Annotated in this window: 24 protein-coding genes; 13 read left to right on the top strand and 11 right to left on the bottom strand. The window is 64.4% G+C overall.

The window, feature by feature from the left end:
• Positions 1-37: 37 nt before the first annotated feature.
• The 9 genes from QUV25_RS05070 (at position 38) to QUV25_RS05110 (ending at position 8315) form a co-directional block, all read left to right on the top strand.
• Positions 38-673, top strand: coding sequence for a glutathione peroxidase (locus QUV25_RS05070; RefSeq protein WP_300861839.1), 636 nt, complete (start codon positions 38-40; stop codon positions 671-673).
• 281 nt (positions 674-954) lie between these two features.
• Positions 955-2367 carry an FAD-dependent oxidoreductase gene (locus tag QUV25_RS05075; RefSeq protein ID WP_300861842.1) on the top strand — a complete coding sequence of 471 codons (1413 nt, stop codon included), beginning with the start codon at positions 955-957 and terminating at the stop codon, positions 2365-2367.
• On the top strand, positions 2364-3191 hold the full coding sequence (locus tag QUV25_RS05080) for a DUF1365 domain-containing protein (protein WP_300861845.1): 828 nt from the start codon (positions 2364-2366) through the stop codon (positions 3189-3191). The genes QUV25_RS05075 and QUV25_RS05080 overlap by 4 nt, the downstream gene beginning before the upstream one ends.
• A 42-nt stretch (positions 3192-3233) precedes the next feature.
• Positions 3234-4463, top strand: coding sequence for a cyclopropane-fatty-acyl-phospholipid synthase family protein (locus QUV25_RS05085; RefSeq protein ID WP_300861848.1), 1230 nt, complete (start codon positions 3234-3236; stop codon positions 4461-4463).
• Between the two features lie 20 nt (positions 4464-4483).
• A complete protein-coding gene (locus tag QUV25_RS05090; RefSeq protein ID WP_300861851.1) occupies positions 4484-5089 on the top strand; it encodes a chalcone isomerase family protein in 606 nt (201 codons plus the stop codon).
• Positions 5086-6444, top strand: a complete 1359-nt coding sequence (locus QUV25_RS05095; protein ID WP_300861853.1) for an MFS transporter — start codon at positions 5086-5088, stop codon at positions 6442-6444. The genes QUV25_RS05090 and QUV25_RS05095 overlap by 4 nt, the downstream gene beginning before the upstream one ends.
• Positions 6441-6983, top strand: a complete 543-nt coding sequence (locus tag QUV25_RS05100) for a DUF3833 domain-containing protein (protein WP_300861855.1) — start codon at positions 6441-6443, stop codon at positions 6981-6983. Before QUV25_RS05095 ends, QUV25_RS05100 begins: the two co-directional genes overlap by 4 nt.
• A 142-nt stretch (positions 6984-7125) precedes the next feature.
• Complete coding sequence (locus tag QUV25_RS05105) at positions 7126-7872, top strand: SDR family NAD(P)-dependent oxidoreductase (protein ID WP_300862049.1); 747 nt, start codon at positions 7126-7128, stop codon at positions 7870-7872.
• Entirely contained in the window at positions 7869-8315 is a 447-nt protein-coding gene (locus QUV25_RS05110; RefSeq protein ID WP_300861857.1) for a nuclear transport factor 2 family protein, read from the top strand. The genes QUV25_RS05105 and QUV25_RS05110 overlap by 4 nt, the downstream gene beginning before the upstream one ends.
• Before the next feature lie 255 nt (positions 8316-8570).
• On the opposite strand, the gene QUV25_RS05115 is transcribed toward QUV25_RS05110, so the two are convergent.
• Complete coding sequence (locus QUV25_RS05115) at positions 8571-9185, bottom strand: glutathione S-transferase C-terminal domain-containing protein (RefSeq protein ID WP_300861860.1); 615 nt, start codon at positions 9183-9185, stop codon at positions 8571-8573.
• Positions 9186-9348: 163 nt separating this feature from the next.
• Here QUV25_RS05115 and purB point away from each other — a divergent pair, with 163 nt between their 5' ends.
• On the top strand, positions 9349-10776 hold the full coding sequence (gene purB / locus QUV25_RS05120) for an adenylosuccinate lyase (protein ID WP_300861862.1): 1428 nt from the start codon (positions 9349-9351) through the stop codon (positions 10774-10776).
• Between the two features lie 257 nt (positions 10777-11033).
• Here the strand turns inward: purB and QUV25_RS05125 are convergent, their stop codons facing one another.
• On the bottom strand, positions 11034-11450 hold the full coding sequence (locus tag QUV25_RS05125; RefSeq protein WP_300861864.1) for a DUF3717 domain-containing protein: 417 nt from the start codon (positions 11448-11450) through the stop codon (positions 11034-11036).
• A gap of 224 nt (positions 11451-11674) precedes the next feature.
• On the opposite strand from QUV25_RS05125, the gene QUV25_RS05130 reads away from it, so the two are divergent.
• Together QUV25_RS05130 and QUV25_RS05135 are read left to right on the top strand one after the other, a co-directional pair.
• A complete protein-coding gene (locus QUV25_RS05130) occupies positions 11675-12397 on the top strand; it encodes a TerC family protein (protein ID WP_300861866.1) in 723 nt (240 codons plus the stop codon).
• 48 nt (positions 12398-12445) lie between these two features.
• Entirely contained in the window at positions 12446-12796 is a 351-nt protein-coding gene (locus QUV25_RS05135; protein WP_300861868.1) for a phage holin family protein, read from the top strand.
• Between the two features lie 12 nt (positions 12797-12808).
• Here QUV25_RS05135 and QUV25_RS05140 read toward each other — a convergent pair whose 3' ends face one another.
• Entirely contained in the window at positions 12809-14404 is a 1596-nt protein-coding gene (locus QUV25_RS05140; protein ID WP_300861871.1) for a M48 family metalloprotease, read from the bottom strand.
• A gap of 69 nt (positions 14405-14473) precedes the next feature.
• Here QUV25_RS05140 and moaC point away from each other — a divergent pair, with 69 nt between their 5' ends.
• Complete coding sequence (gene moaC / locus QUV25_RS05145; RefSeq protein WP_300861874.1) at positions 14474-14977, top strand: cyclic pyranopterin monophosphate synthase MoaC; 504 nt, start codon at positions 14474-14476, stop codon at positions 14975-14977.
• A gap of 57 nt (positions 14978-15034) precedes the next feature.
• Here the strand turns inward: moaC and QUV25_RS05150 are convergent, their stop codons facing one another.
• The 8 genes from QUV25_RS05150 to QUV25_RS05185 form a co-directional block, all read right to left on the bottom strand.
• On the bottom strand, positions 15035-16573 hold the full coding sequence (locus tag QUV25_RS05150) for an O-antigen ligase family protein (protein WP_300861877.1): 1539 nt from the start codon (positions 16571-16573) through the stop codon (positions 15035-15037).
• A gap of 17 nt (positions 16574-16590) precedes the next feature.
• Positions 16591-17364, bottom strand: a complete 774-nt coding sequence (locus QUV25_RS05155; protein WP_300861879.1) for a hypothetical protein — start codon at positions 17362-17364, stop codon at positions 16591-16593.
• An 81-nt stretch (positions 17365-17445) separates the two neighbouring features.
• On the bottom strand, positions 17446-17952 hold the full coding sequence (locus tag QUV25_RS05160; RefSeq protein ID WP_300861880.1) for a pilin: 507 nt from the start codon (positions 17950-17952) through the stop codon (positions 17446-17448).
• A 200-nt stretch (positions 17953-18152) separates the two neighbouring features.
• A complete protein-coding gene (locus QUV25_RS05165; protein WP_300861882.1) occupies positions 18153-18956 on the bottom strand; it encodes a 3',5'-cyclic-nucleotide phosphodiesterase in 804 nt (267 codons plus the stop codon).
• Between the two features lie 37 nt (positions 18957-18993).
• Positions 18994-21243, bottom strand: coding sequence for a CHASE2 domain-containing protein (locus QUV25_RS05170; protein WP_300861884.1), 2250 nt, complete (start codon positions 21241-21243; stop codon positions 18994-18996).
• 79 nt (positions 21244-21322) lie between these two features.
• The gene (locus QUV25_RS05175; RefSeq protein WP_300861885.1) at positions 21323-21961 is read right to left on the bottom strand and encodes an FHA domain-containing protein; all 639 of its coding nucleotides are present in this window, start codon (positions 21959-21961) and stop codon (positions 21323-21325) included.
• Between the two features lie 43 nt (positions 21962-22004).
• Positions 22005-22790 carry a Stp1/IreP family PP2C-type Ser/Thr phosphatase gene (locus QUV25_RS05180; RefSeq protein ID WP_300861887.1) on the bottom strand — a complete coding sequence of 262 codons (786 nt, stop codon included), beginning with the start codon at positions 22788-22790 and terminating at the stop codon, positions 22005-22007.
• A gap of 30 nt (positions 22791-22820) precedes the next feature.
• Positions 22821-25517, bottom strand: coding sequence for a CHASE2 domain-containing serine/threonine-protein kinase (locus tag QUV25_RS05185; RefSeq protein ID WP_300861890.1), 2697 nt, complete (start codon positions 25515-25517; stop codon positions 22821-22823).
• Positions 25518-25678: the final 161 nt, after the last annotated feature.

A 25678-nucleotide genomic window follows, 5' to 3' on the forward strand; every position in this document is an offset into this window, starting at 1 on the left:
ATGATTCAATCGATGGGTTCATTATGGAGCGTGCGTCATGATTCGGTGGTTTGTCCAAGCGAGGGGTTCGACTCCTGGTCACCTGCACCCTCGGCGCGGCGTGTTCGCGGCGCTGCTGGCCTTGGCTGGGCTCGCGCTGGCGCCAAGCGCGCAGGCCCAGCCGGCTGGCACAGCCTCCCCGGCCGGCAAATGCCCACCTCTGCTGCAGCACACGCTGCCCCGCCTGCAAGACGAAAAGCCGCAATCGCTCTGCCAGTACGCCGGGCGGGCGGTGCTGGTGGTCAACACCGCAAGCTACTGCGGTTTCACCGGCCAGTACAAAGGCCTTGAGGCCCTGCACCAGCGCTATCAGTCGCGCGGGCTGGTGGTGCTGGGTTTCCCGGCCAACGACTTCGGGCGCCAGGAGCCCGGCAGCAACGCGGCCATTGCCGACTTCTGCGAAAACACCTTCGGGGTGAAATTCCCTATGTTCAGCAAGATCCAGGTGGTGGGGCGCAACGCCCACCCGCTCTACCAGCAACTGGCCGAGCGCACCGGGGAGCGACCAGGCTGGAATTTTCACAAGTACCTGATTGCCCGGGACGGGTCGACGGTGCGCAGCTACCCGAGCGCCACAGACCCTAATGACCCTGATTTAATCAAGGATATTGAAAAAATCATCTCGACCAAATAGTGACTGACTGGTCACAATCAGACTATTCGGTGCATAATCCTACGAACCACTCTTGTTTTCCCCAGCCGATCCAGGGCCATGATGACCAATTTGCCACGGAACTTTTCTGCCCCGCCGGCTCTCCATGACAACAATGTTTTTGTACTGCGAAGCCTTCAGGCCTTTCGGGGCCTGACTGAAATCCCGGGGCGCTTCTCCTCCTCCTCCCTCCCTCCCTCGTTCGCGTCGGGGCGCTTCGCAGTCTTTTGTATCCTGGGCCGCTCGGCCCACAGGGTCTGAGCATGTACAAAGACCCTGCGCTGCCCAGCCTGGGCACCTCCCAACGCATGCCCCGAGTGGCCATCGTCGGCTCCGGCATCGCCGGGCTGGCTTCGGCCCACACGCTGCAAGGCCTGGCCCACATCACCTTGTTTGAAGCTGGCGACTATTTCGGCGGCCACACCCACACCGTGGACATGACGCTGCCCGACGCCCAGGGGCAGCCGGTCACTTTCGGGGTGGACACCGGCTTTCTGGTGCTCAACGAACGCACCTACCCCAATCTGCTGGCGCTTTTTGACCGCCTGGACGTGCCGATTGCCAAGTCGGACATGTCGTTTTCCGTCAAGGCGCCTGGCGCCGGGCGTGGCGGACGGGCGCTGGAGTGGAGCGGCTCCGACCTCTCCACCGTGTTCGCTCAACGCGCGAACCTCGCCAATCCGCGCTTCTGGCGCATGTTGACCGACATCGTGCGCTTCAACCGCATCACCTCTCGGCTGGCGCAGCGCGGCGAAGACTTGCGACCCGACAGCCCGCTGCTGCAGCCGCTGGGTGATTTCCTGCGGGAACAGCGCTTCTCCGACGAATTCCGCGACTGGTATTTTCTCCCCATGATGGGCTGTATCTGGAGCTGCCCAACCGACCAGATGCTGGCCTTCCCGGTCGCCACCATGGTGCGCTTCTGTCACAACCACGGCCTGATCCAGATCACCAACCGGCCGCAGTGGTACACGGTGGCCGGCGGCGCGCGCCAGTACGTAGAGAAGATCACCGCCCACATCGCCGACAAGCGCCTGAACACACCGGTGCAGCAGGTGCTGCGCGACGAACAAGGGGTGCGTGTCGTCACCAGCGGTCAGGTGGAGCGCTTCGACGCCATCGTCATGGCCTGCCACAGCGACCAGACCCTGAACATCCTCGGGCACGACGCCAGCGCCGCCGAACGCGAGGTGCTGAGCGCCATCCGCTACCAGCCCAACGTGGCCGTGCTGCACACCGACGCCTCGGTGCTGCCCGCCAACCCCCGCGCCTGGGCTGCCTGGAATTACGAACGCGCGCCCTCGGCCGACCGAGAAAGCGCCCAGGTCTGCCTGCACTACCTGCTCAACCGCTTGCAACCGCTGCCCGTGCCACAGCCGGTGGTGGTATCGCTCAACCCGCAGGGCGAGATCGCGCCCGAACAGGTCGTGGGCCGCTACGAATACGCCCACCCGGTGTTTGACCTCGCCGCCATTCGCGCGCAGGCGCAGCTGCCCGCGCTGCAAGGCCGCCAGCACACCTGGTTTGCGGGCGCCTGGGCCGGCTACGGCTTCCACGAAGACGGCCTGAAGTCAGGTTTGCAGGCCGCGCGCAACCTCATGCAGACGCACCGCATCGTCGGTGCCACCGACGACAACGAAGCTCGCCGCGCCGCCTTGCCCGGAGTGTTCGCTTGACCCAGCGTCTGGCACCGCGCCCAGCCGTCGCACAGATCGGTTTTGGGCAGGTGCGCCACGCGCGGCACCGCCCCCGCCACCACGCGTTCGCCTACCCCACCTACTTCCTGATGCTGCCGCTGCGCAGTCTGAAGGCCCATGGCAACGGCGCCCTGGCGCGCAACCGGCGCGCCGCGCTCGCCTTTCACGACCGCGACCACGGCGACGGCAGCGCCGACTGCCTGGCCTGGATCGACGGTCTGCTGCAGCAACACGGCATCACCGATGCCCAGGGCGAAATCTGGCTGCACACCTACCCGCGCGTTCTGGGCTACAGCTTCCGCCCAGTGAGCTTCTGGTACTGCCACCGCAGCAACGGCTCGCTGCGAGCGGTGGTGGCCGAAGTCAACAACACCTTTGGTGAACGCCACTGCTACTTGCTCGATGCACCAAGCTACGGCGTTCCCTGCACCGCCAGCAAGGTGTTCCATGTGTCGCCGTTCTGCCCTGTGCGAGGCCATTACCGCTTCGTCTTCATGCGCACCGAGGCCAACGCGTCGGCCAGCGCCGAGGCGCGCACCGTGGCGCGCATCGACTACTTCGACCAGGAAGGGTCGGACGTGCTCATCAACACCAGCGTGAGCGGGCAGCTGGTGTCGCTGGATGCGCGCAGCACCCGGCGCGCACTCTTGCAATACCCTGCCATGACCTTCGGCGTGATCGCTCGCATCCATTGGCAGGCCCTGCACCTGTGGATCAAGAAAGCGCCCTTTTTCCGACAACCCGCACCGCCGGCCGATTTCGTGACCGCGGCCCACGCTCCCGATCCAGCGCAAACGCGCTGAGCGGAATCTTTCACCTGTTTCGTCAGACCCGCCCGCAAGCCCATGACCTCTTCGACCGCCCAACGCCACCCCGCTGGATTCGATCTGCCCCGCAACGCACCGGCCGCCGCGCGAACGATTCTGCAAATGCTGCAGCGCCTGCGCCACGGCAGCCTCACGCTGCAACTGCCCGATGGCAGCATCCAGCGCTTTGGCGACGGTCAGGGCCCGGCGGCCAGCATGAGTTGGCACAACTGGAACGTTTGCAGCGCGGCGCTGAAGTCGGGTGACATCGGCTTTGCCGAAACCTACATCGCCCGCGACTGGCACACGCCCGACCTCACCGATCTGCTGCGCCTGTTCATCACCAACCGGCGCGACATTGAAGACATGGTCTACGGCTCCTGGCTGGGCCGCCTGGCCTACCGCGTGCGCCACCTGCTCAACCGCAATTCCAAGACCAACAGCCGCAAGAACATCCACGCCCACTACGACCTGGGCAATGCCTTCTACGAGCTGTGGCTGGACGACACGATGAACTACTCGTCGGCCTGGTTCGAGACGCCCGAGCAAAGCATGGGTGACGCACAGCGCGCCAAGGTGCGGCGCGCGCTGCGCATGGCCGGCGTGAAAGCCGGCGACCGCGTGCTGGAGATCGGCTGCGGCTGGGGCGCGCTGGCCGAGCTGGGCGCCACCGAGTTCGGTGCCACCGTGACCGGCGTGACGCTCTCCACCGAACAGCTGGCGTTTGCGCAGCAGCGCATGGCCAGGCTGGGCGTCACTGATCTGGCCGATCTGCGGCTGCAAGATTACAGAGACATTCAGGACGGTCCGTTCGACGCCATCTGCTCGATCGAAATGGTCGAGGCCGTGGGTCAGGCCTATTGGCCCACCTATTTCCAGGCGGTGGAAAAGCTGCTCAAGCCCGGCGGTCAGGCCTGCATCCAGAGCATCGTGATCGACGACGCGCTGTTTGACCGTTACCTCAAGAGCACCGATTTCATCCAGCAATACGTGTTCCCCGGTGGCTGCCTGCCCAGCCCCTCGCGCTTTCGCGCCGAAGCCGAGCGTGCCGGTCTGCAGGTGGTCGACCAGTTTGCCTTTGGCCCCGATTACGCGCGAACGCTTCAGCTCTGGCGCGATGCCTTCCTGCAGCAACAGGAACGCGTGTTGCAGCTCGGCTTCGACCAACGCTTTCTTCGCATCTGGGAGTTTTACCTCGCCTACTGCGAAGCCGCATTTGCCGAAGGCAATATCGATGTCGTGCAGTTCACCTTGCGCAAGCCGGGCTGAACAGCCTCAGGAGAAGCCACATGAAGCCATTCCGCGTCCAGACCGCTGCTGCCCGCCCCGCCGCGCCCTTCAAAGCGCTCGCCGCGGCGAGCCTGCTGGTGCTGGCGACCGTGGCGCTGGCCCTGCCTGCTCGCGCCAACAAGCCCGAGCCAGCGCTCACCGCGGCGCTGCAAGACAAACAGGTGGTGGGCAACGCGCGCCTGCGGGTCTGGGGCTTCGAGGTCTACGACGCGCGCCTGTTCGCCTCGCCTGGCTTTGACAGCGCCCAGTTCGGCCAGCAGCCGTTTGCCCTGGAGCTGCAGTACCTGCGCAATTTCAAAGGTGCCGAGATCGCCAAACGGTCGATCGATGAAATGCGCGATCTGGACACCCTCGCGCCGGAGCTGGCCACGCAATGGCAGGCCGCCATGAGTGCGCTGTTTCCGGATGTGAAGAAAGGCGACCGCATCACCGGCGTGCACACACCAGGCCGGGGCGCCTCGTTCTACCTCAACGACCGGCTGCTCGGAGAAATCGCGGACGATCGCTTCTCGCGCCTGTTCTTTGGCATCTGGCTCTCTCCCAAGACCTCGCAGCCCGCGATGCGCGAGACCTTGTTGCAACGCGTGAGCGCACGCGCGCCATGAGTGCAGCCGCACCGGTGAGCGAGCCAGCGGCCCGGTTCATCGGTGCGGGCGCGTGGCGCCACGGCCTGGGCTACGGCTTGCTCGGTCTGCCGCTGGCCTTCGTGGCGCTGCCGCTGTATGTGATCCTGCCGAACCACTACGCGCGCGAATTCGCGGCTCCGTTGGCCGCACTCGGCGCGGTGTTGCTGGGCGCGCGCCTGATCGACGCCGTGCTCGACCCCCTCATCGGGCGCTGGTGCGATCGGCTGTTTGCCCGCTCCATTGGCGCGGTGCTCAGCGCCGCGGCGGTCTCGGCGGTGGTGCTGGCGCTGGGCCTGTGGGGCCTGCTATTTCCACCAGCCGAGGTCCAGGCCGCCGGCATGGCGGCGCTGCTGAGCTGGGCGGGCGCGGTCATGGCCGTCACCTACACCGCCTACAGTGTGGTCAGCGTGGCGCACCAGGCCTGGGGTGCGCGCCTGGGTGGCAATGAGGCGCAACGCAGCCGCGTGGTGGCCTGGCGCGAGGCGCTGGCGCTGGTGGGCGTGCTGGTGGCCGCGGTGTTGCCCGGCACACTGGGCCTGGGCGTGACGGTGTCCACTTTCGCGGTGTTGCTGACTTTGGGCTGGTGGGCCTGGAGTCGCTCGGTGCGCCCGCTCGACCAGCCGTCCATGGCAACCAGCCCCACGGCTGCTGCCCTGCCCTCACTCTCGCCGCTGCGCCAGCCGTTGTTCCAGAAACTGCTCGCCGTCTTCGTGCTCAACGGCACGGCCAGCGCCATCCCCGCGACCCTGGTGCTGTTTTTCGTGCAGGACCGGCTGCAAGCCTCGTCCGCGCAGGAACCGGCGTTTCTTGCGATTTACTTCCTGTTCGCCGCCCTTTCCATCCCCCTGTGGGTACGCGCAGTTAGCCGCTTCGGGCTGGCGCGCACCTGGCTGGTCGGCATGGCGCTGGCGGTCGCGGTGTTCGTGTGGGCCGCCACGCTGGGCACGGGCGACATCGTGCCGTTCCTGATCGTGTGTGCACTCTCGGGCATCGCGGTCGGCACCGACCTGGCCCTGCCCGGCGCCATGCTGGCCGGCGTGATCGGGCGCCTGGGCGAACGCGGCCAGCGCGAAGGTGCTTACTTCGGCTGGTGGAGCTTTGCCGCCAAGCTCAACCTGGCGCTCGCCGCCGGCCTGGCGCTGCCGCTGCTGGCCTGGTTCGGCTACACACCGGGTGCACGCGATGCCGAGGCCCTCTGGACCCTCACCGTCGCCTATTGCCTGCTGCCATGCGTGCTCAAGCTGCTGGCGGGCGGCGCCCTCTACACCCTGGTCATCCGCCCTGAACAGCGCGCAGCCAGCCCACTCCCTGCTTCTCTGAAAGTCCCCTCATGATGCAACGACGACTCTTGCTCGGCGCCGGCCTGGCTGGTGCGGCTGCCCTCACCGGTTGTGCCGGGCCGCAGATCTCCGACTACGCCGGTCAGAAGCCCGAACTGGATCTGCGCCAGTACTTCAACGGCACGCTCGACGCATACGGCGTCTTCCTGGACCGCTCCGGCAAGGTAGCGCGCCGCTTCACCGTCGTGATGAACTGCAGCTGGAACGGCGCCGACGGCGTGCTCGATGAAGATTTCATCTACTCGGACGGCGAGAAACAGAAGCGCATCTGGCGCATGAAATACCTCGGCGAAGGCCGCTACAGCGGCACCGCCGACGACGTGGTCGGCACTGCCTTCGGTCAGACCGCTGGCAACGCCTTCCGCTGGGGTTACACGCTGTCGCTGCCGGTCGACGGCAAGGTGTACGAGGTGCAGTTCGACGACTGGATGTACCTGATGGACGAGCACGTCATGCTCAACAAAGCAGTGATGAGCAAATTCGGCATCTACCTGGGCGAAGTGCAGCTCACCTTCGTCAAACGTCGTGCGTGAGGACGCCCCCATGACCGCCCCACGCCAATTTGCTGCTGACCAGCCCACCTCACTTCCAGTGGCGGCGGCGCCGACGCGCGGCAGCGCCTGGTGGCCCAGCTTCAACCCGCGCATCACCGACTGGCGTGGCCAGCGGGTGTGGATGATCGGCGCCTCCAGCGGCATCGGCGCGGCCACCGCGTCGGCCCTGCATGGGCTTGGAGCTCAGGTCCTGGTGTCGGCGCGCGGCGCTGAGGCCTTGAGTCGATTTGTCGAACAACACAGCAGCAACCACCAGGACCCTCGCCGTGCGCCTCAGGCCTGGCCGCTGGACGTGACCGATGCCGAGGCGGTCCGCGCCACAGCGCAGGCCATCCTGGCCCAGGGCCCGCTGGATCTGGTGGTGTACTGCGCCGGTCACTACCGCGAGATGCGCGCCACTGAGATGGACATGGCCGATTTGAAGCAGCACCTGGCCATCAACTACACCGGTGCACTGCACGTGATGGACGCGGTATTGCCAGCTCTCATCGCACGCGGACGCGGTCATGTGAGCCTGATCAGCAGCGTGGCGGGTTTTCGCGGCCTGCCCAAGAGCCTGGCCTACGGGCCCACCAAGGCAGCACTCACCAACCTGGCTGAAAACCTGTACCTCGATCTGGAGCCGCTGGGGGTGGGCGTGAGCGTGGTGCACCCGGGGTTTGTGCAGACGCCGCTGACGGCGCAGAACAACTTCACCATGCCCGCACTCATCACCCCCGAGCAGGCGGCGCAGGACATGATCGCTGGCTGGGCCCGTGGTGAGTTCGAAATCCACTACCCCAAGCGCTTCACCCGCGTGATGAAGCTGCTCAGCCTGCTGCCCTACCGGGCCTACTTCCCGGCCGTGCGCCGCTTCACCGGTTTATGAGCGAAGCGCCCGACCACCGGGCTGCGGCCGAACAGATCGCCCGTCGGTTCGAGACCCTGACCCCCCAGAGCCTGCCGCAGCTCGGCGCTCTCTACACCGAGGGCGCGCGCTTCAAGGACCCGTTCAACGAAGTCTTCGGCACCGCCGCGATCATCCACATCTTCGCGCACATGTTCGAGAGCCTGCACGAGCCGCGTTTTGTGATCACACAGCGCATCGTCGACGGCGCGCAGCTGTTTCTAGTGTGGGAAATGCACTTTCGCTTCAAGCGCTTCGATACCGCCAGCCCGCAAGTGATCCGCGGCGGCTCCCACCTCACGCTCACACCAGACGGCCGCATCAGCGACCACCGCGACTACTGGGATGCGGCCGAGGAGCTGTACGAAAAGCTGCCGGTGGTGGGGGGCTTGATGCGCTGGTTGAAGAGACGCGCGGTCACTTGACCGCTCCCCCCGCGACGCGCCTGCGGCGCGTCACCCCCCTGAGGGGGGCGGCACTGGCGGCCCGGCAGAGCCGGTTCCGCGGTGCCCTGAGCCCAGACATCTCTCGCCGAAGAAGTCTTCAGGACATGTGGCGCTCAAGCGCATTTCCGGCGGGAGCTGCCTTCAAACCAGAACGCCGCGGAACCGGCTCTGCCGGGCCGCCAGCGTTGCCCCCTGGAGCGGGTGACGCGCCGCAGGCGCGGCGCGGGGGTGTGCCTAGTCTGGTCGAGAATCGACAAAACTCTGGCGCAGCGCCAGCTTGTCGCTGAGTTTGGTCAGGTTGGGGTGGGGCGTGCGCCAGTCGATCTGGGGGAAGCGGAAATCCAGGTAACCCAGGGCGCAGCCCACGGCCACGTCGGACAGACTGAAGTGAACCCCTGAGCAAAAGGGCTTGTCGCCCAGGCCGCGCGCCATGGCGGCCAGGGCGGTGTCGATCTTGCCGAGTTGGCGATCAATCCAGGCCTGCGAGCGCTGCTCATCGCTGCGGCCGGGCCAGGTGGCTTCAAGGCGCGCGAGGATGGCGGCATCGAGCACGCCATCGGCCAGCGCTTCCCAGGTCTTGACCTCAGCCCGTTCGCGGCCCTGGCCCGGGATGAGCTTGCCCACCGGCGAGAGCGTATCGAGGTACTCGACGATGACGCGCGAGTCGAAAACCGCCTCAGCCCCCTCCATCACCAGGCAGGGCACCTTGCCCAACGGGTTGGAGGCGCCGATCTGGGTGGTCGCCGACCACACGTCTTCGGGCACGAACTGGTAGTCCAGTTTCTTCTCGGCCATGACGATGCGCACCTTGCGGACGTAGGGGCTGGTGATGGCGCCAATCAGTTTCATGGACTTGGGGGTTGGGTGACAGGTTTCCCTCGGGCTGGCCATTTTAGCCAGCACGCCCGGCCCCGCGCCTGACACCGCTTTCCAGGGCCAGCGACGGCTCAAGGCGGGCACTGCGCCGTGCCCGATCCCGGGCCTGCGTCTGTGCCCCTCCTACAATCGCGCCATGCGCCCTACCGCCCCCGCCCCCTCTCTGGCGCCTGCCGCCGCCCTCGCCGCGCCCTCCCCCGTGGCCGCCCTTTCGCCGCTGGACGGCCGCTACGCCGCCCGACTGGCCCAGTTGCGCCCGTTCATGAGTGAGCAGGGTTACATGCACCGGCGCGTACAGGTCGAAGTGGCCTGGTTCATCGCTTTGTCCGACGCCGGTTTCGCCGAATTCAAACCGCTCTCGCCCGGGGCGCGCACCTACCTCATGGGGCTGGTGAAAAATTTCAGCGAAGCCGATGCCAATGCCATCAAAGACATCGAGAAAACCACCAACCACGACGTGAAGGCGGTCGAATACTGGATCAAGTCCAAGTTCGAAGCGCGGCCTGAACTGCAGCGCGCCGCCGAGTTCGTGCATTTCGCTTGCACCAGCGAAGACATCAACAACACCAGCCATGCCCTGCAGCTCAAGGGCGGGCGCGACGTGGTGCTGCTGCCGGCGCTGGATGCGGTGATCACCAAGCTGCGTGAGATGGCCTACGCGTTTGCGGCGGTGCCTATGCTCAGCCGCACCCACGGTCAGACCGCCAGCCCGACCACCGTGGGCAAAGAGATCGCCAACGTCGTGGTGCGCCTGGTGGCCGCGCGCGAACGCATCGCAGCCGTCAAGCTCATGGGCAAGATGAACGGCGCCGTAGGCAACTACAACGCCCACCTGGCCGCCTGGCCCGATTTCGACTGGGAGGCCTTCAGCCAGCGCGTGGTGGAAACGCCGGAACCCCTGGGCCTGGGCCTCACGTTCCAGCCCTACAGCATCCAGATCGAGCCGCACGACTACATGGCCGAGCTGTTTGATGCCATCGCGCGCTGCAACACCATCCTGATTGATCTCTCGCGCGACATCTGGGGCTATGTGAGCCTGGGCTATTTCAAGCAGCGGCTCAAAGCCGGCGAGATCGGCTCGTCGACCATGCCGCACAAGGTCAATCCGATCGACTTTGAAAATGCCGAAGGCAACCTGGGCCTGGCCAACGCGCTGCTCAAGCACCTGGCCGAGAAGCTGCCCATCAGCCGCTGGCAGCGCGACCTGACCGACTCCACCGTGCTGCGCAACATGGGTGTGGCCCTGGGCTACGCGGTGCTGGCCTACCACTCGCTGGGCGTGGGTCTGGGCAAACTCGAACTCAACGAGGCCGCGCTGGCCGAAGACCTGGACGCCTCCTGGGAGGTGCTGGCCGAACCGATCCAGACCGTGATGCGCCGCTATGGCGTGCCCGGTGCCTACGAGAAGCTCAAGGAAGTCACACGCGGCCAGACTGTGACGGCCGAGGCCTTGCACGCGCTCATTCGCAGCCTGGAAATTCCCCAGCCAGAGAAGGACCGCCTGCTGGCCATGACGCCAGGCAGCTACGTGGGCAAGGCGGCGGAGCTGGCCAGGCGAGTTTGACGAGCACCCCCACGCTCCGCCGCTGCGCGGGTCGCTGCCCCCCGAGGGGGCTGGGCCGCCTTGGGAGCGGCCCGGCGTCGGCCCTGACCACCCGCGCCGCCTGCGGCGTGACCCCACAAGGGGCTGCTCCGGTGGAGCCGGTTCCGCGGTGCCCTGATAAGGACTTCTTTTCCTGCCGACCGACAGGTTCTTGGCGCACTCAGGACCGTTCGGACTGAGCCTGTCGAACTCCAGCCAGCACCAAGGTCCTGCTGGATTCAGCTTGGCTTGCCTTCCAGCGCTCGCTCGGCGTAGCGGTTGAAGCGCCAGGAGGAGCCTTCGAACGTGATGCGCCGCCATGTCGCCCGCTTTTCGCCCGGGGTCATCTCGGTCCAGCGCTGCACCTCGTCAAAGAAGCGACCGCAGCCTTTGCACATCGCATCGCCCTGGCTGGTGGAACAGATGGCAATGCAAGGGGTGTCTGGCATGGTGTGGAACCAATCCAGCCAGGCCTGCTTCGCCTGCGCCGGCAGGGAGGCCTCATCGGCCTCGGTCTCACCGTGGTAGATCAGCAGCGCGTACACCTCGGCCAGCGCGCGCAGGGGTGGCGCCAGAGCCCCGCCGTCGCAAGCCGGCGCGCGCGCGCGCCAGTGGTTGATGGCGGCTTCGATGTCGGTGATGTGGATGCCGGGCATGAGTGAGACGATCTTAGCGAGCCCCGCTCCAGTCGGCTCAGGCTCCAGTTGATGTCCACGCGCAAAGGGCCGCGCAAGCGCTCAGACCTGTGGCAACTGCGTACAGACCATGACAGCTGGCGACAGGTCTCGCTGCCTACAATCTGCAGCGGAGAGCGCAGCCGTTCGTCGATGGAGCCGCGCCCAGGTACCCACACCGCTCTGCGCGCCACATCGAGAAACCCATGGAATTCCTGACTTCGACCGCTTTCTGGGTTGCTCTGGGCCAGATCGTGGTGATCGACATCCTGCTGGGTGGCGACAACGCGGTGGTGATTGCACTGGCCTGCCGCAAGCTGCCGCCGGCGCAGCGCACCAAGGGGATCATCTGGGGCACGGCGGGTGCCATCGTCCTGCGGGTGGTGCTGATCCTGTTTGCGATGACGCTGCTCAACCTGCCTTTCCTCAAGTTTGTCGGCGCGCTGCTGCTGGTGTGGATCGGCGTCAAGCTGCTCGCGCCCGATACCGACGATCACGGCGATATCGCCGGCAGCGACAAGCTGCTGGCCGCCATCAAGACCATCATCGTGGCCGACCTGGTGATGAGCGTGGACAACGTGATCGCGATCGCGGGCGCGGCACAAAACGCAGGCGAACATTCCACCTTGCTGGTGGTGCTGGGCCTGCTGATTTCCATTCCCATCATCGTGGCGGGCAGCCAGATCGTCATCAAACTGATGGCGCGTTTTCCCTTCATCATCGTGGCCGGAGGCATGCTGCTGGGCTGGATCGCCGGTGGCATGCTGGTGACCGATCCGGTGTTTGCCGACCCCAGCCAGTGGCAGTGGATGTTCAAGATTCCGCAGTCGTCGCTGGTGAAGTACGGCGCGGCGATCGCCGGGGCGGTGCTGGTGCTGGCCATCGGCAAGGCCCTGGCCGCTCGCCAGCCGCCCGCCGAGGCTGCGTGAGCGCCTGATGACACTGGCCAGCACACGGCCCGGTGCTATGCTGACCCCATGAAACTGATTGTCAAATGGCTGCTCGCAGCCTGCGCCTTGCTGCTGGTGGCCTACCTCTACCCGGGTGTGCAGATCCAGAGCTACACCTCGGCGCTGATCGCCGCCGCGGTGATTGCCCTGCTCAACACCCTGGTGCGTCCGCTGCTGGTGGTGCTCACCCTGCCGGTGACCGTGGTCACGCTGGGGCTGTTCCTGTTCGTCATCAACGCGCTGATGTTCTGGGCCGCCGCCAGCCTGCTCGATGGTTTTCACGTACCCGGCTTCTGGGCTGCGTTGTTCGGCTCGCTGATTTATTCGGTGCTGATGCTGGTGGTGGACGCCGGGCTCAAGGCGATGTTCGCGCGCTGAGCGCGAGCCCGCTCACTTCTCCGACTCGGCTTCGCGCAGCAGCACCTCCACCTCGCGCCGACGGCTGTCCACGATCGCCAGTTCGATCGGATCCGCCACTCGCAGCGCCGCCGGCAGCGCCTGCGCGGCCTTGAAACGATCGAGCGCGCCGGCGTAATCGCGTTGCGCGACCCGCGACTCGGCTTCGGCCCGCACGGCCCGCAGCGTCTGGCCTTGCGCCTGCTGGGCACGCGCCAAGGTCTGCCAGGCCAGGGCGTCGCGCGGGTGCTGCACCACCCAGTCCAGCAAACGCACGCTGACCCGCTGCGCCTCGTTGTGGGCCAGCGCAGTCTGTGCGCCCAACAGCAGCCCAGCGCGCGAGCCACCAGCCAAAGCCTGTTCACCCAGCTGAGCGCGCTGCGCCAGGTCAGCGGGGGTCAGTGGTGCACCAGGCGAAAGCAGGATTTCCAGCGCGAGGTGGTCCACGGCGCTGCGCTGGCTCAGTTCGACCTCCCCGCGCAGCCGTTGCGCCAGCGCCAGGGCTTGCGAGCGTTGCCCCAGGCGTAGGCTGGCGTAGGCGGCGGCGTAACGTTCGCCGGGCGAGGCGGTGGCGGAAGCGCCGCTTTGTTGCCAGTCGCGCCAGCGTTCTGCGCTGTTTTCCGCCAGGACGCGGGCGCGGGCGGCCATGAGCGCATGCATTTGCGCAGATGGGCCCAGCTGGCCTGCACCGCTGGCAGCACCCTGGCGCAGCGGACCATGGACCGGGGCGGCGTCCAGCGGCAGCCGGGCGCGCATGTCGGCGATGCGCTCGCCGGTCAGCGGGTGGCTGCGAAGGTAAGGAAACGAGCCGTCGTCGTTCAGCCGCCCGGCTTGCTGCAGTTTGTCGAACATGCTGACGAATCCCCGGCCGTCAAACCCCGCACCGGTCAGCACCCCGAAACCCACGCGGTCGGCCTCGCGCTCCATGTCGCGCGAAAAATTGAGCTGGCTTTGCGCCGCAACCGCCTGGCTGCCCGCAATGGCGGCGTTGGCCACGTCCACGTTGCTGCGTGCGGCCAGCGCACCCAGGATCATGGCGCCCAGCATCCAGGGCGCGAGTCGATCCTGCGTCGCGATCATGCGCGCGATGTGCCGCTGCGAGACATGGCTGAGCTCGTGCGCCAGCACCGAGGCAAGCTCTTCGGGCCGCTCCGTCACCGCCAGCAACCCCAGGTTCACGCCGAGGTACCCGCCCGGCAGCGCAAACGCGTTGACGCGCTTGTCGCGCGAAATCATCAGCTCCCAGGCCAGCCGCTCGCTCAGTTCGGGCGCCACGTCACCCCGTGCGCGCGCCGCACCCAGCAAGGGCCGCCAGATCGACTGCAGGTAGTCGACCAGCACCGGGTCGTCCAGGTAGTCTGGGTCGCGGTAGATGTCGCGCGCAATGCGGTCGCCCAGGCGTCGCTCTTCGGCCACCGTCATGCCCGCGCCATCACCCAGGCTGGGCAACCCGGTCACAGAGGTGCCAGCAGGAGGCAGCGGGTTTTGGGCCAGCGACAACGTGGCCGGCGCACTCAGCAGCGCCAGCACACAGGCCGGGCCAGCCCAGCGCCGCCGCCACACTCCCAACCGGTTTGAAAAAGGAACCATCACCGTATGATGCCGCCTTCGCCCTAAGGTTTCCATCCACCGGTAACCAAGCCGTAGCAAACTGTGCCGATGACCGCCGAATCCACCTCCGCTTCAGACAGCCCGCTGACCCACTTCGACGCCCAGGGCCAGGCCCACATGGTCGACGTGGCCGCCAAAGCCAGCACCCACCGCGTGGCCATCGCAGAGGGCCGCATCACCATGCTGCCCGCCACGCTGGCGTTGATCCAACAGGGCACCGCCAAAAAAGGCGACGTGCTCGGCATCGCCCGCATCGCGGGCATCCAGGCCGCCAAGAAGACCAGCGACCTCATCCCTTTGTGTCACCCGATCGCACTGACGCGGGTGGCGGTGGAGTTTGAAGTGAATGAGTCACACCACAGCGTGCTGTGCCGCGCGACAGCAGAGTGCACCGGCCAGACCGGCGTGGAGATGGAAGCCCTGTCCGCTGTCTCCGTAGCCTTGCTCACCATCTACGACATGTGCAAGGCGGTGGACCGGGGCATGGTGATGGAAGGGGTGCGATTAGTTGACAAGACGGGAGGAAGGAGTGGGCATTTTGTGGCTGGCTAAGTGGCGCGGACCATGAGCGTCCACATCGCAAGAAACACATGAGGAACCAATGAGTGTTTAAGGGCGCTGTTGGGGCGTACTTGATTGAGCACTTGTCCAAACCGAATATGCGTCTGGCCAAGCGGCCGCATATCTCAACATATGTGCATGTACAAGGTCAGCCCTTCCGATGAGATTGGCACTCACAATCACACGCTCAATGATTTTAGGCTCTGGCGAAATGTGAAGCACCTGCAGGGCCGCCTGAAGCACTACAGCTGCGTTTTCAGCTCTTGGTTCTGATGCTGCTACCTGCGCGAATAAGACCTGATCTCTAAATAGTAAAGATCGGTAAACCTTCTCTAGGGTTCCGTCTTGAAACTTCGCAATTCTTTCTGAATAGGGGAGATACAACTGTGTAACTCTAATGTAATCCCAAGTCGATCCGACCATAAAAGTGAATGCGACCACGAGCCAAGTAATTCTAGTTTTATAGGCAATGACCGACAAATTTGAACCGTTTTTAGGAGAAAATTTAGCGCGAATCGAAGGCCACAAAAGCCACACCGAGAAGGCAATTAAAGTTTGAAAATTGCCAAACCACAAAGGATACTCCAGCAAACTATGAAGGCCGACAATTGCAATAATGCCCCACGCCAATTGTTCGTTTCCATCAATTGATACCCAGGGCTTCAACCGATATACTAAAAAAAGTAATCCCGACATCATAAGTCCTGCTACTGGAATACCGAACTCGGTCGCCAAGTGAAGCGGCAAGTTATGCGCATTAGATAGCATATCGCAGAACCGAGGCTCATCATACAGAGTGATGTAATGACCATATTTGAGTTCTCCCCAGCCCCAGCCTATCCATGGTTTTTGAGAAATTAAGCTCAGAACATTTTGCCAAAGAACCTTCCTGCTGCTACATGTTGATTCGACAGCCATCCTATCGAGCAAATTTCGCCCTTCGAACCCCCAGACCATCGAAAGGAGCGCCGGCAATGACAGGACTGCAATTACATAGGCTACAAATATTAGAGCACTCCATCGAATTATTTGTTGGCGTTGAGACCGTGCCCAAAGAATTCCAATCATCAAAACCAACACGAGCTGTATCGCCCCTCCCCGGGAAGCTGTCGTCGCCAATCCTATTGCAAGAAGAACGCCAATCCAGTGCGTCTGATGGGGAAGCTTATCTTTACGAATCAACCAGAGCACACTCAACAAACCAACATTTAGCAAACTCGCAAGGTGGTTTGCCTGTCTTGTGTTCGCGTATGCATAGCCAGGGACTGCAGTAGCAATAAATGGGAAGAAGGAGTCGTCCCAGTTGAAATATTGCATCACCGCCATGATCGCGCTCACGACCGAAGCAACAAGCCAACCAAACACGATGACATCTGCCCCCCTGCGTGCTCGTTCAAGAAACAAAATCAGCAGCAATAGACCTGATGCCCAAGCGACTAGATTGGGCCAAAATTGCGAGAGTGGTCCATTGGTATATGGCCACAACCAAATCATTGCGCCGACCAGCACTCCCAATAACATCTGGGGAGTCCAAGCGATACGGTTGGTCAAAGGTGCAGGCGCTTCGCCCATCAGAGCTTCACTCAAGATTTTCCTTAATTGAGTCACCAACTATCGATATGAGCATAGGCCACTGGTTGTCCATCAGCTCTTCGAATAAAAATCACCCAATCCGTGATTTCTGCTCGCACCAATGGTAGGTAGCCCAGGTTTTCCTCATCAATTCCAAGCGAATTTTCTAACTGCATCAATTCTTCAACGCGATTAGGATGCTTTGCCTTTAGCTCAGCGATTGGACGCAAAGCCCTACTAATTTCAGGCACTATTAAATTGTACTCGCGCCACCTTTCTGGCCTGAACGCCGGATGAACACCTTGCATCGCCATTGTTACGCTTTTTGGGTATTCGGGATCCGATGCCTCAAGCAAGCGGACACCTATTAGTCTAGGACCTCCATAACCAAGCTTTGACAAAGAGGAGGGGCTCTGAGGCAAGCTCCCAACCACAATATCGTTAGCCTGTACCACCCTAAATCTGTCGCCTTCAAAGGCAGTGAAGATTGGGCGTGAGCTCGCGAGTTGAGTCAAACTAAAAAGAAGTGCAGCGATCTGAATTAAGGCAATTAGAGCAATGTCGATACGCCATTTGTACTTTTCTTTGTCTGGATCGAAGAGTAAAAGTGTGAGAAGAGGACCGCACGCCAGTTGCAAAGCCAGCAACAGAAAGAGCAAGTTGCGCCCCTGAATCATTTGGTCGTAAGGGTGTGGGTACCAAACACCTAATACCAACACTGCGATAACTAAGACTACAACACTACTCAAGCCAAGGTGGATTCCCGCGATTGGAGCAGCACTACGAAGACGTCGAGACCAATTCATGCTAGTGACACTAATTTTCCCAAGTGAGCCTGCTAAACAAAAAAGGAGCGCCGAAGCGCTCCTCTCATCAATCTCCAGCGCTTACTTGCACTCAGAGGGGGCGAAGCGAGCGGGCAGGGTGCCAGCTGTAGCAGTGGCAGTGAAGCTGCCGGCAACAGCGGTAGCGGCCATACAGCGCCAAGACACTGGCTGCGATGGCGGCGTGAACGCAGCGGTAGCGTCTGGCAGGTCGGTACCGATAGGCGCATTAGGGGTCAGCCGCAGGGTTCCGTTGCCAGCTGCCGCGGTAGTCGTCACCTCGATCACACCAGTCGCAGGAGCGATGGTCAGACTTGTGATGTTCCGCGTGGCATTGGGTGCCGTGAAACCAGTCGCATAGCCACTAGCATTTGCAGCAGGATTGCCAGAAGCCAGCACATCCTGCACGTTGACTTTGGCAGCAGAGGCGGCAACCAGGCCCTCCGACACGCGAGCGCGCACCGTGTAGTCCTGGTAAGCCGGCAGGGCCACAGCAGCCAGGATACCGATGATGGCCACCACGATCATCAGTTCGATGAGGGTGAAACCTTTTTGCATGGAACGCTTCAAGTTCATGAGAAAAACTCCTAGAGGGGTTGGGGAAACAGGTTGACTGACGGGTTCTATTCAGCAGAGACCGTGCCAACCTGAAATGGGGTGTTTTTTGTGCCCTGTTTCACGCTTTGCCGCTGCAGTGTGACGATTTGTGTCGGGCGGGGCCGTTGGAAGGTGACGATTTTTGTCAGGCCAGCCTAGGCAGACGCGAATTGTCACACCTCGAAGCGCATGCCGGCGCTGAGCCAGCGGATGTCGTGGCGCACATCGCCGGGCCGGCTGGGTGTCTGATCGAAGCGCTCGATCTCTTCCATGATCAAGCCGGTTTCGGCTGGTTTGGTGTGGGTGATGTAGATCGGGTAGTGGTGGGCGCGGTCGATGTGGTCCAGCTCGGTGGCCAGCACGCTGGGTGCCAGGTGCAGGCTGCGGGCCGCCAGGGCTTTCTCGCGGTCGCTGAAGGCGGTTTCGATCACCAGCATGGCCACGTTCATCTGGTTCACGCGGGCCCAGAACGCCGGGTTGCGCTCGGTGTCGCCGGTGAATATCCAGTGACCGGTGTCGCCCGCGGCGGCGTAACCGACTGCAGGCACGGTGTGCACAGCCGGCAGCACCTCCACCGTCTGGCTGCCCACCTGCAGCACCTGCCCCACTTCGATGGGCACAAAGCGCATCAGCGGGCGCTCGGCGCTGGGGATGACCGAAAAGTCGGGCCAGATCAGGTTGTTGAACACGTGGGCCTGGAGCGCGGCGATGGTGCCGGGCAGGGCGTGCACCTGCAGCGGCTGGGCGCCGGCGGCCAGCCGGCGGGCGGCCACGGCGTCGAGCATGAGCGGCAGCGCGGCCACGTGGTCGAGATGCGAGTGGGTTAGCAGGACGTGGTGGATCTGCGCCATCTCGTCGAGCGTGAGATCGCCCACGCCGGTGCCGGCGTCGATGAGCACGTCATCGTCCAGGAGAAACGAGGTGGTGCGGCAGTCTTTGGCGATGGCGCCGGAACAGCCGAGTACGCGAACCCGCATGGGTGGTCAGGTGGTTGGCAGGCGAACCCGGGTCGGCCTACTTGGTTTCAAAAGTGGTGGTGCCGTCCCACGAAGGGTCGATTGGCAACACCTCGGAGGAGGCTACCCGCTGGGCATATAGGTGGTAAAGGACTTTTTTCTCGTTCTGCCGCTGCAGCTGCGCAAGCGCTGCCTCGCAGGCCGGCCAGTCTTGAGAGCGCCAGGCCTGCAAAGCCTGGTTCCAGCGCTGCATTTCTTCGGCCTGCGCCGGGGGCAGATCAGGCCCGACGCCCCAGGGGGTGTAGACGGTCACGCTGCTGGCCTTGCCTTTGACGCGCACCCGGTCGACCTCCTGCCACACGAAACCGGCGGCTTGCGCCCGGGTGCTGTCGCTGGCGATCACGTCCACACCGTAAACCCGGCACAGGCTTTCGAGCCGGGACGCGAGGTTGACCGCATCACCAATCACCGTGTAGCTGCGGCGCACGTCCGAGCCCATGTCGCCCACACACATGGCGCCGGTGTTCAGCCCGATGCCCACTCCGATGGCGGGCAGGACCTGAGCGGCGTGCTCGCGGTTGAGTTCGTCAACGGCGCGCGCCATGTCCAGCGCCGCCGCCACGGCCTGGGCGGCGTGATCGGGCATGTCCACCGGGGCGCCCCAGAACGCCATGACGCAGTCGCCCATGTATTTGTCGATCGTGCCGCGGTGTTCGCGAATCACCTGCGTCAGGCGGCTGAACACGGTGTTGAGCAAGGCTTGCAACTGGGCTGGCTCCATGCTTTCAGACAGCGCGGTGAAGCCGCGCATGTCGCAAAACATCACCGTGAGCTCGCGCGTGGTGGCCTGCATGCTGTAGCTGGCGGGGTCCTTGACCATCTCCTCGACCAGCACCGGCGGCACATAGGTGCCAAAGAGCTGGGCCAGCTCGCGCTTGGTGCGGCTCTCCACAAAGTAGCCGTAGCTCATGTTGAGTGCAAACGCAAAACCGATCATGACCAGGGCGCTGGCCAGCGGCAGCACGAGGCCAGGGCCGAGGTAGAGCCAGAGGTTCAGGCCCATCACCGCAGCCACCACACTCAGACTGAGCAACACGGCGCGCCAGGCGCTCAGCAGGGGCAAGACCAGCGCCAGCACCAGGCCCGCGGCGACCAGCACCACCAGCTCGTAGCCCAGCGCGTAGTCGGGCTGGCTGTCCAGTTCGCCGTCGAGCAGGCTGGCGATGAGGTTGGCGTGGGTTTCCACGCCAGGGTAGGTTTCGCCCACCGGGGTCACGCGCAGGTCGAGCAGACCCGGCGCGGTGGTGCCGACCAGCACGATCTTGTTGCGCAGCTGGTCGGGCGCCAGCCGCCCGGCCAGGACGTCGCTGGCCGACACGTAGGTGAACGAGCCCCCCTGCGGGCCGCCAGGTCCACGAAACGGGATCAGCGCCGAGACCCGTTCGTCCACCGGGATGGCCAGCGTGGTCGTGCCCTGCACCAGCCGCACGCTTTCCAGCGCCTGGTAGTTGTTTGGCAGCAGGCGGCTGGCCGGAAAGCCGGGCTGCACCGTCGGCGAACCCAGCAGCAGGCGAAACATCGCGAGCGACAGGGATTCGTAGTAGCGTCCGTCGTGCTCGGCCAGCAGCGGCAGAGAGCGCACCACGCCGTCGGGCGCGGTGATCGCGTTGAAGAAGCCGGCGCGCGGCGCGGCGGCGGCCAGTGGGACGATGTTGGCGCCAAAGCCATCCCAGCGCGTGGCGAGGATGGTGCGGCCCTGCAGGTCGCTGCTCTGCATGACGGGCTCAGGCAGGGTGCCGCTGCGGCGGCCGTCGCGATCGCTGGTGAAGTAATAGCCCAGCACCACTGGGCGACCCTGCAGCGCGCGTGCCAGGCGCGCGTCGTGATCGAGCTCTGGCGTGAGGGACTGCAGCGCGGCGGCAAAGCCCGGCTGTTCTGCCAGTGCCCCCTGGGCGAGCTGCTGCAACTGGCGCAGCCCAGAATTGTCGTCGGGTTCGGCGAACACGGTGTCAAAGCCCAGCAAGGCAATGCCTTGCTGCTCGAACAAGGTGTCAACCAGCTGAGCGACACGGTCGCGCGACCAAGGCCAGCGCCCGACCTCGGCCAGGCTCTTTTCATCGATGTCGACGATCACCACGCGCTCGTCGAGCGTCGCAGGCATGGTGGCCCGCAGGCGAGCGTCGTAAATCAGGTGGTCGAGCCGCTGCAGCACCCCCATGGGCGCCACGCCCACGGCGTGCAGCACGGCGAGGACGAGCGGTATCAGGGTGACGGCGATGCGCGCGCCGTGCTGTCTCAGAGCCGCCATGGCTTGGATGGGGCGCGCTGCATGGCCAAACGCGTTGGCCTGCGGTTCGGGCGAGCCGGGAGGCTCACCCGGCCTCCCCTCAGGACTGGACGAACTGCATGCGCGTACCGGCGAGTTCGATCACGTCACCGTCGCGCAGTTCGATCGCCTCATTGCCCAGGGGCTTGTCGTTGATCGTGGGTTTGGTCTCGCCTTCCACCAGAGCCACCACATAACCATGGGGTCGGCGCGTGATGGCCGCCACGGCCACGCCGGGTTTGCCGATGGTGGTCACGACCTTGACCAGCGGCACTTCGCGACCGGCTGCGGCACCCGAAAGCACCTTGATCGCGGCGGTGGCGGTAGATGCCGCGGCCGCAGTCGACGTGACGGGGGCCGCCTCCACAGCACCGGAGTTGATCACCATGGTCTTTTCGTGGCGGTCGGAGGCACCCTCATGGACAAACTTGATCTTGTACTTGCCGATCTCTACGGTGTCGCCATTCTGCAACGCCTGCTTCTTGATCGCTTTGCCGTTGACGTAGGTGCCGTTGGTGCTGTTGAGGTCTTCCAGGGTCACGTCATTGCCCGACATCTGCATCACGGCGTGCTCGCCGCTGACGGCCAGGTTGTCGATGACGATGTCGTTGTAAGGCCTCCGACCGAGCGTGGTCCGGTCTTTGGTGAGTTGCACTTCCTTGATGACGACGCCGTCAATGGAAACGATCATTTTCGGCATGGCCGACTCCTGTGGAACCTGTAGAACACGTTCGATAACCCACTCACTGGCCCAACATGCGGGACAGCAACCCTCTGCGCACCGGTCTGGACCGGGCTTGCGCAAGTATCACCGAAATATTGTCGCGGCCTCCGCTGTCATTCGCGGCGTCGACCAAAGCGCGACTTTTTTCCTCCAGCGTCCCTGCCGTCACGAGGATGGCGGCGATGCGCTCATCGGTCATCATGTCGGTCAGGCCATCGGAGCACAGCAGGTAGATATCACCTTCTTCTGCTCGGTATTCGCTCACCTCCAGCAACACCGTGTCCTCCACGCCGAGCGCGCGCGTGACCAGATTTTTGTGGGTGGCGTACTGGGCCTGCTCAGGCGAGATCAGGCCGGCATCAATCTGCTCTTGCAGCAGGGAGTGGTCGCGCGTGAGCTGGACCAACGACCCCTGGCGCAGCCGATAGCAGCGGGAGTCGCCCACATGGCCAATCAGGGTGCGTGTGCCCTGGAACACGCCCATGACCAGGGTGGTGCCCATGCCGGCGTACAAGGGGTTGGAATTGGCGGCATTGAAGATGGAGCGGTTGGCGTTGTCGATGCAGATCTCCATCGCCCGACGAACCTCGCGCGCACTCGCTTCGGATCCGCCTTCTGCAATCCAGCGGCCGAGCTCGGTCTTGACGAAGGTGGTGGCCATGGCGCTGGCGACTTCACCCGCGTTGTACCCACCCATGCCGTCGGCCAGCACGGCCACCTGGTGGTCCGGGTCCAGGGCCACCGAATCTTCGTTGTTGTCGCGCACCAGACCAGGGTCGGTCAGGCTGAAGTACTCGAAGTTCATCATCGGGTTGGAGTGGCAGTCGTCAGGCGCTCAGCGGGCCAGGGGCGGAAGCCCCTCATGGGCGACCTCGGTGGCTGCAAACGACGACTGCGCGGTGTTCACTTCGATCTGCGTGGTCTCGTAGGCGGTGGTGGTCTCAGCGGAGGCGGGGGTCGGCGTGGGCAAGGCAGATGGCTCAAGAGGCTGGTCAACGGCGATACCCCTGAGGGCATCTGCCATGGACTTGCCATTCGCAAAACGCGCCTGCGGCGACTTGGACAGCGCTCGCGCCAGTATATCGGCGAGCGCTGACGGCAAATCCGGGCGCAAAGTGCGCAGGTCGGGCGCGGGCTGGTTGGCGATCTGGTACATCAGCGCGGCCATGGAATCGCCTCGCAGCGGCAGGGTGCCGGTCAGCAGCTGAAAGAGGGTCACGCCCAGCGAGTAGAGGTCGGAGCTGCCCTCGATCTTCTGGCCAGCCAGCTGCTCTGGCGACATGAAGCTGGGCGTGCCCAGCACCATGCCGGTCTTGGTGCGGCTGGCGTCGGTGATGCGGGCGATGCCGAAGTCGGTCACCTTCACCGTTTCTGACGTGGGGTCGTACATGATGTTGGCCGGCTTGATGTCGCGGTGCACCACCTGGTGCTGGTGTGCATAGTCCAGCGCGCGCGCCACCTGCTCGCCGATCGCGATCACGGTGGCCGCTGGCAGCAGATGGCCCGGGCGGGTGTGCTCCACCAAGTCTCGGCCGGGCAGGAACTCCATGGCAATGAAAGCCAGGTCGTGCTCTTCTCCGGCATCAAAAATGGTGACGATGTGGGGATGCTGCAGGCGTCCGGCGGTCTCGGCCTCGCGGAAAAAACGCTCGCGCGCCTCCTGCAGCTCCTGTCCTTCGAATTCGCTGCTCAGCGCCAGGGTCTTGATCGCCACCACTCGGCCGATTTTGGGATCGCGGCCCTGGTAGACCACGCCCATGGCGCCCTTGCCCAGCTCCTTCTCCACCTGGTACCGCCCCAGCATGGGTTTCTCCACGCCGCCACCGGTCAGCAACAGCGTGCCGCCGGGGTGAGAAGCGCCGCCGCCCAGGATGACGGTCTCGGACAAGCGCTGAGCGCGGCTCAGTCGCTGCTGCAGGTCGGCGTCCTGCCCGCCGAGCCGGCCCAGGTGCTCGTAGACCGCCTGCGCTTTGTTGAACTGGCGCTTGCGCTCGAAGTCGAGCGCCAGGTGCTTGAGGTTGTCCACCAGCTCCGGGCTGGCGGGCACGCGCCGGAAGCGGTCGAACGCCATGTCGAGCTGGCCCTGACCCTGCAACGCCAGACCCATCATGCGGTTGGTTTCGGCCGACTCGGCGTCCGAGCGGACTTTGCCCGCCTCGGTCACCAGGAAGCGGCGCGTCGTGAGGGCCAGGTGGCCAGCCAGCAGGGCGGCCGCGGGCAGCACCGCCTGCAACCACACCGAGGCCTGAGACAGCAACCCATACTCCAACCCCAGCATGGCCAGAAAGCCCAGCCCCGTGATCCAGGCGCCGGTGGCGGCCGAGAGCCGGGGCAACACCGCTATCACGTAGCCCGCCACCAGCAGAAAGAGGCCTAGGGTGGCGAAACCTGCCCAGGCGGGACGGGCGATGAAGTGGCCATTGAGGATGCTGGAGGTGGTGTGCGCCAGCATGGTTGCGGGCGACATGGCGGGCGAGACCGGCGTGTTGAACAAGGTTCCCACCCCCGCCGCCGTGGCGCCAATGAGCACCACCTTGTCGGCGTATTTGCTGGCAGGGATCTTGCCCGAGAGCACGTCATAAAACGCGTCGACCGCAAAAGCCGGGCGGCCGCCCTGGTCGGGGTAGAACTGCGGCAGCACCAGACCATCGTCGCCGGTCGGGATGCGCAGCCGGCCCAGCATGATGCCCTCACCCGGCACCGCGCTCACATCAGCAGGCCCCAGGTTAAGGCTGTGTGCAGCGACAGTCAAAGCCATGGAAGGAACGGTCTGTCCATCGAAGTTGAGCAACAGCGCTTCCTGACGCACCGCGCCATCTCGGTCCGGTACCTGGTTGAGGTGGGCAACGGCGCGCGCAGCTGCGCCGATGGGTTCAATGGGTTGCTGCGACTGCGAGGCGGGCAGACCCATGCCGCTGGACAGCGGCAACACGCTGCGTTGCGCAAACGGGGGCAGTGGCTGATCCGGGCGACCAGGCGATTCACCGAGGGTGAACAGCGAGGGCACGATGACCCGATTGGCCTGCTTCAGGCTGGTGGCCAGCCGGGCATCGTGGTCCAGTCCACGTTCGGCCTCGGCGATGAAGCCCAGCAGCTGCTGGCGCGAGACCTCGCCGAGGTCGCTCAGATCGACGGCAGGCGAGCGGCTATCGAGCAGGCCGCGCAGTTCGCGCAACTTGTCCATGCCGGGCGCCACCTGGGGCTCCAGGAACAGCGCAGTGTGCGCCACCGTCTTGGCGCCTGCAGCCGACAACTGGTCGATCATCCGGGCGTGCACCTCGCGCGGCCAGGGCCAGCGTCCGATGTTGGCAATGCTTTGATCGTCGATGGCGATGATGGCGATGCGATCGCTGGGATCACGATCGCTGTGCCGACTGGCAAAGTCGTAGAAGCGGCGCTCCAGACCGCCCAGCAGATCGGTGGCGATGTGCAGGGCCAGCACCGCCATCAAGACGCCAGCGCCCAGCACCGCATCGCGCCGCCAGGCGGAAGCTGGGCGGCGTGTGGGTGACGAAGAGGACTTGCGGGACAAAAAAGCGCTTCTTGAACAAAGTACCGATGCGGGCACACAGGAATCCCACTAGATCGGCGAAACTGCGCGCAGGGAGTGGATTCTCTGAGGCAGCCATATGCGCTGTCAGACCGCCTTGACAGGCGGGCGCCCAACGGGCCTGGGTGGTAACGATTTGTGAC

It is taken from the genome of Hydrogenophaga sp. (assembly GCF_030373245.1).
Taxonomy (GTDB): domain Bacteria; phylum Pseudomonadota; class Gammaproteobacteria; order Burkholderiales; family Burkholderiaceae_C; genus Hydrogenophaga.

What these genes read in the sequence shown, in the direction of transcription:
- QUV25_RS05070 (WP_300861839.1), top strand. Translation starts at nt 38, where the DNA reads ATGATTCGGTGGTTTGTCCAAGCGAGGGGTTCGACTCCTGGTCACCTG.
- QUV25_RS05075 (WP_300861842.1), top strand. Translation starts at nt 955, where the DNA reads ATGTACAAAGACCCTGCGCTGCCCAGCCTGGGCACCTCCCAACGCATG.
- QUV25_RS05085 (WP_300861848.1), top strand. Translation starts at nt 3,234, where the DNA reads ATGACCTCTTCGACCGCCCAACGCCACCCCGCTGGATTCGATCTGCCC.
- QUV25_RS05090 (WP_300861851.1), top strand. Translation starts at nt 4,484, where the DNA reads ATGAAGCCATTCCGCGTCCAGACCGCTGCTGCCCGCCCCGCCGCGCCC.
- QUV25_RS05095 (WP_300861853.1), top strand. Translation starts at nt 5,086, where the DNA reads ATGAGTGCAGCCGCACCGGTGAGCGAGCCAGCGGCCCGGTTCATCGGT.
- QUV25_RS05100 (WP_300861855.1), top strand. Translation starts at nt 6,441, where the DNA reads ATGATGCAACGACGACTCTTGCTCGGCGCCGGCCTGGCTGGTGCGGCT.
- QUV25_RS05105 (WP_300862049.1), top strand. Translation starts at nt 7,126, where the DNA reads ATGATCGGCGCCTCCAGCGGCATCGGCGCGGCCACCGCGTCGGCCCTG.
- QUV25_RS05110 (WP_300861857.1), top strand. Translation starts at nt 7,869, where the DNA reads ATGAGCGAAGCGCCCGACCACCGGGCTGCGGCCGAACAGATCGCCCGT.
- QUV25_RS05115 (WP_300861860.1), bottom strand. Translation starts at nt 9,185, where the DNA reads ATGAAACTGATTGGCGCCATCACCAGCCCCTACGTCCGCAAGGTGCGC.
- purB (WP_300861862.1), top strand. Translation starts at nt 9,349, where the DNA reads ATGCGCCCTACCGCCCCCGCCCCCTCTCTGGCGCCTGCCGCCGCCCTC.
- QUV25_RS05125 (WP_300861864.1), bottom strand. Translation starts at nt 11,450, where the DNA reads ATGCCCGGCATCCACATCACCGACATCGAAGCCGCCATCAACCACTGG.
- QUV25_RS05130 (WP_300861866.1), top strand. Translation starts at nt 11,675, where the DNA reads ATGGAATTCCTGACTTCGACCGCTTTCTGGGTTGCTCTGGGCCAGATC.
- QUV25_RS05135 (WP_300861868.1), top strand. Translation starts at nt 12,446, where the DNA reads ATGAAACTGATTGTCAAATGGCTGCTCGCAGCCTGCGCCTTGCTGCTG.
- QUV25_RS05140 (WP_300861871.1), bottom strand. Translation starts at nt 14,404, where the DNA reads ATGGTTCCTTTTTCAAACCGGTTGGGAGTGTGGCGGCGGCGCTGGGCT.
- moaC (WP_300861874.1), top strand. Translation starts at nt 14,474, where the DNA reads ATGACCGCCGAATCCACCTCCGCTTCAGACAGCCCGCTGACCCACTTC.
- QUV25_RS05155 (WP_300861879.1), bottom strand. Translation starts at nt 17,364, where the DNA reads ATGAATTGGTCTCGACGTCTTCGTAGTGCTGCTCCAATCGCGGGAATC.
- QUV25_RS05165 (WP_300861882.1), bottom strand. Translation starts at nt 18,956, where the DNA reads ATGCGGGTTCGCGTACTCGGCTGTTCCGGCGCCATCGCCAAAGACTGC.
- QUV25_RS05170 (WP_300861884.1), bottom strand. Translation starts at nt 21,243, where the DNA reads ATGGCGGCTCTGAGACAGCACGGCGCGCGCATCGCCGTCACCCTGATA.
- QUV25_RS05175 (WP_300861885.1), bottom strand. Translation starts at nt 21,961, where the DNA reads ATGCCGAAAATGATCGTTTCCATTGACGGCGTCGTCATCAAGGAAGTG.
- QUV25_RS05180 (WP_300861887.1), bottom strand. Translation starts at nt 22,790, where the DNA reads ATGAACTTCGAGTACTTCAGCCTGACCGACCCTGGTCTGGTGCGCGAC.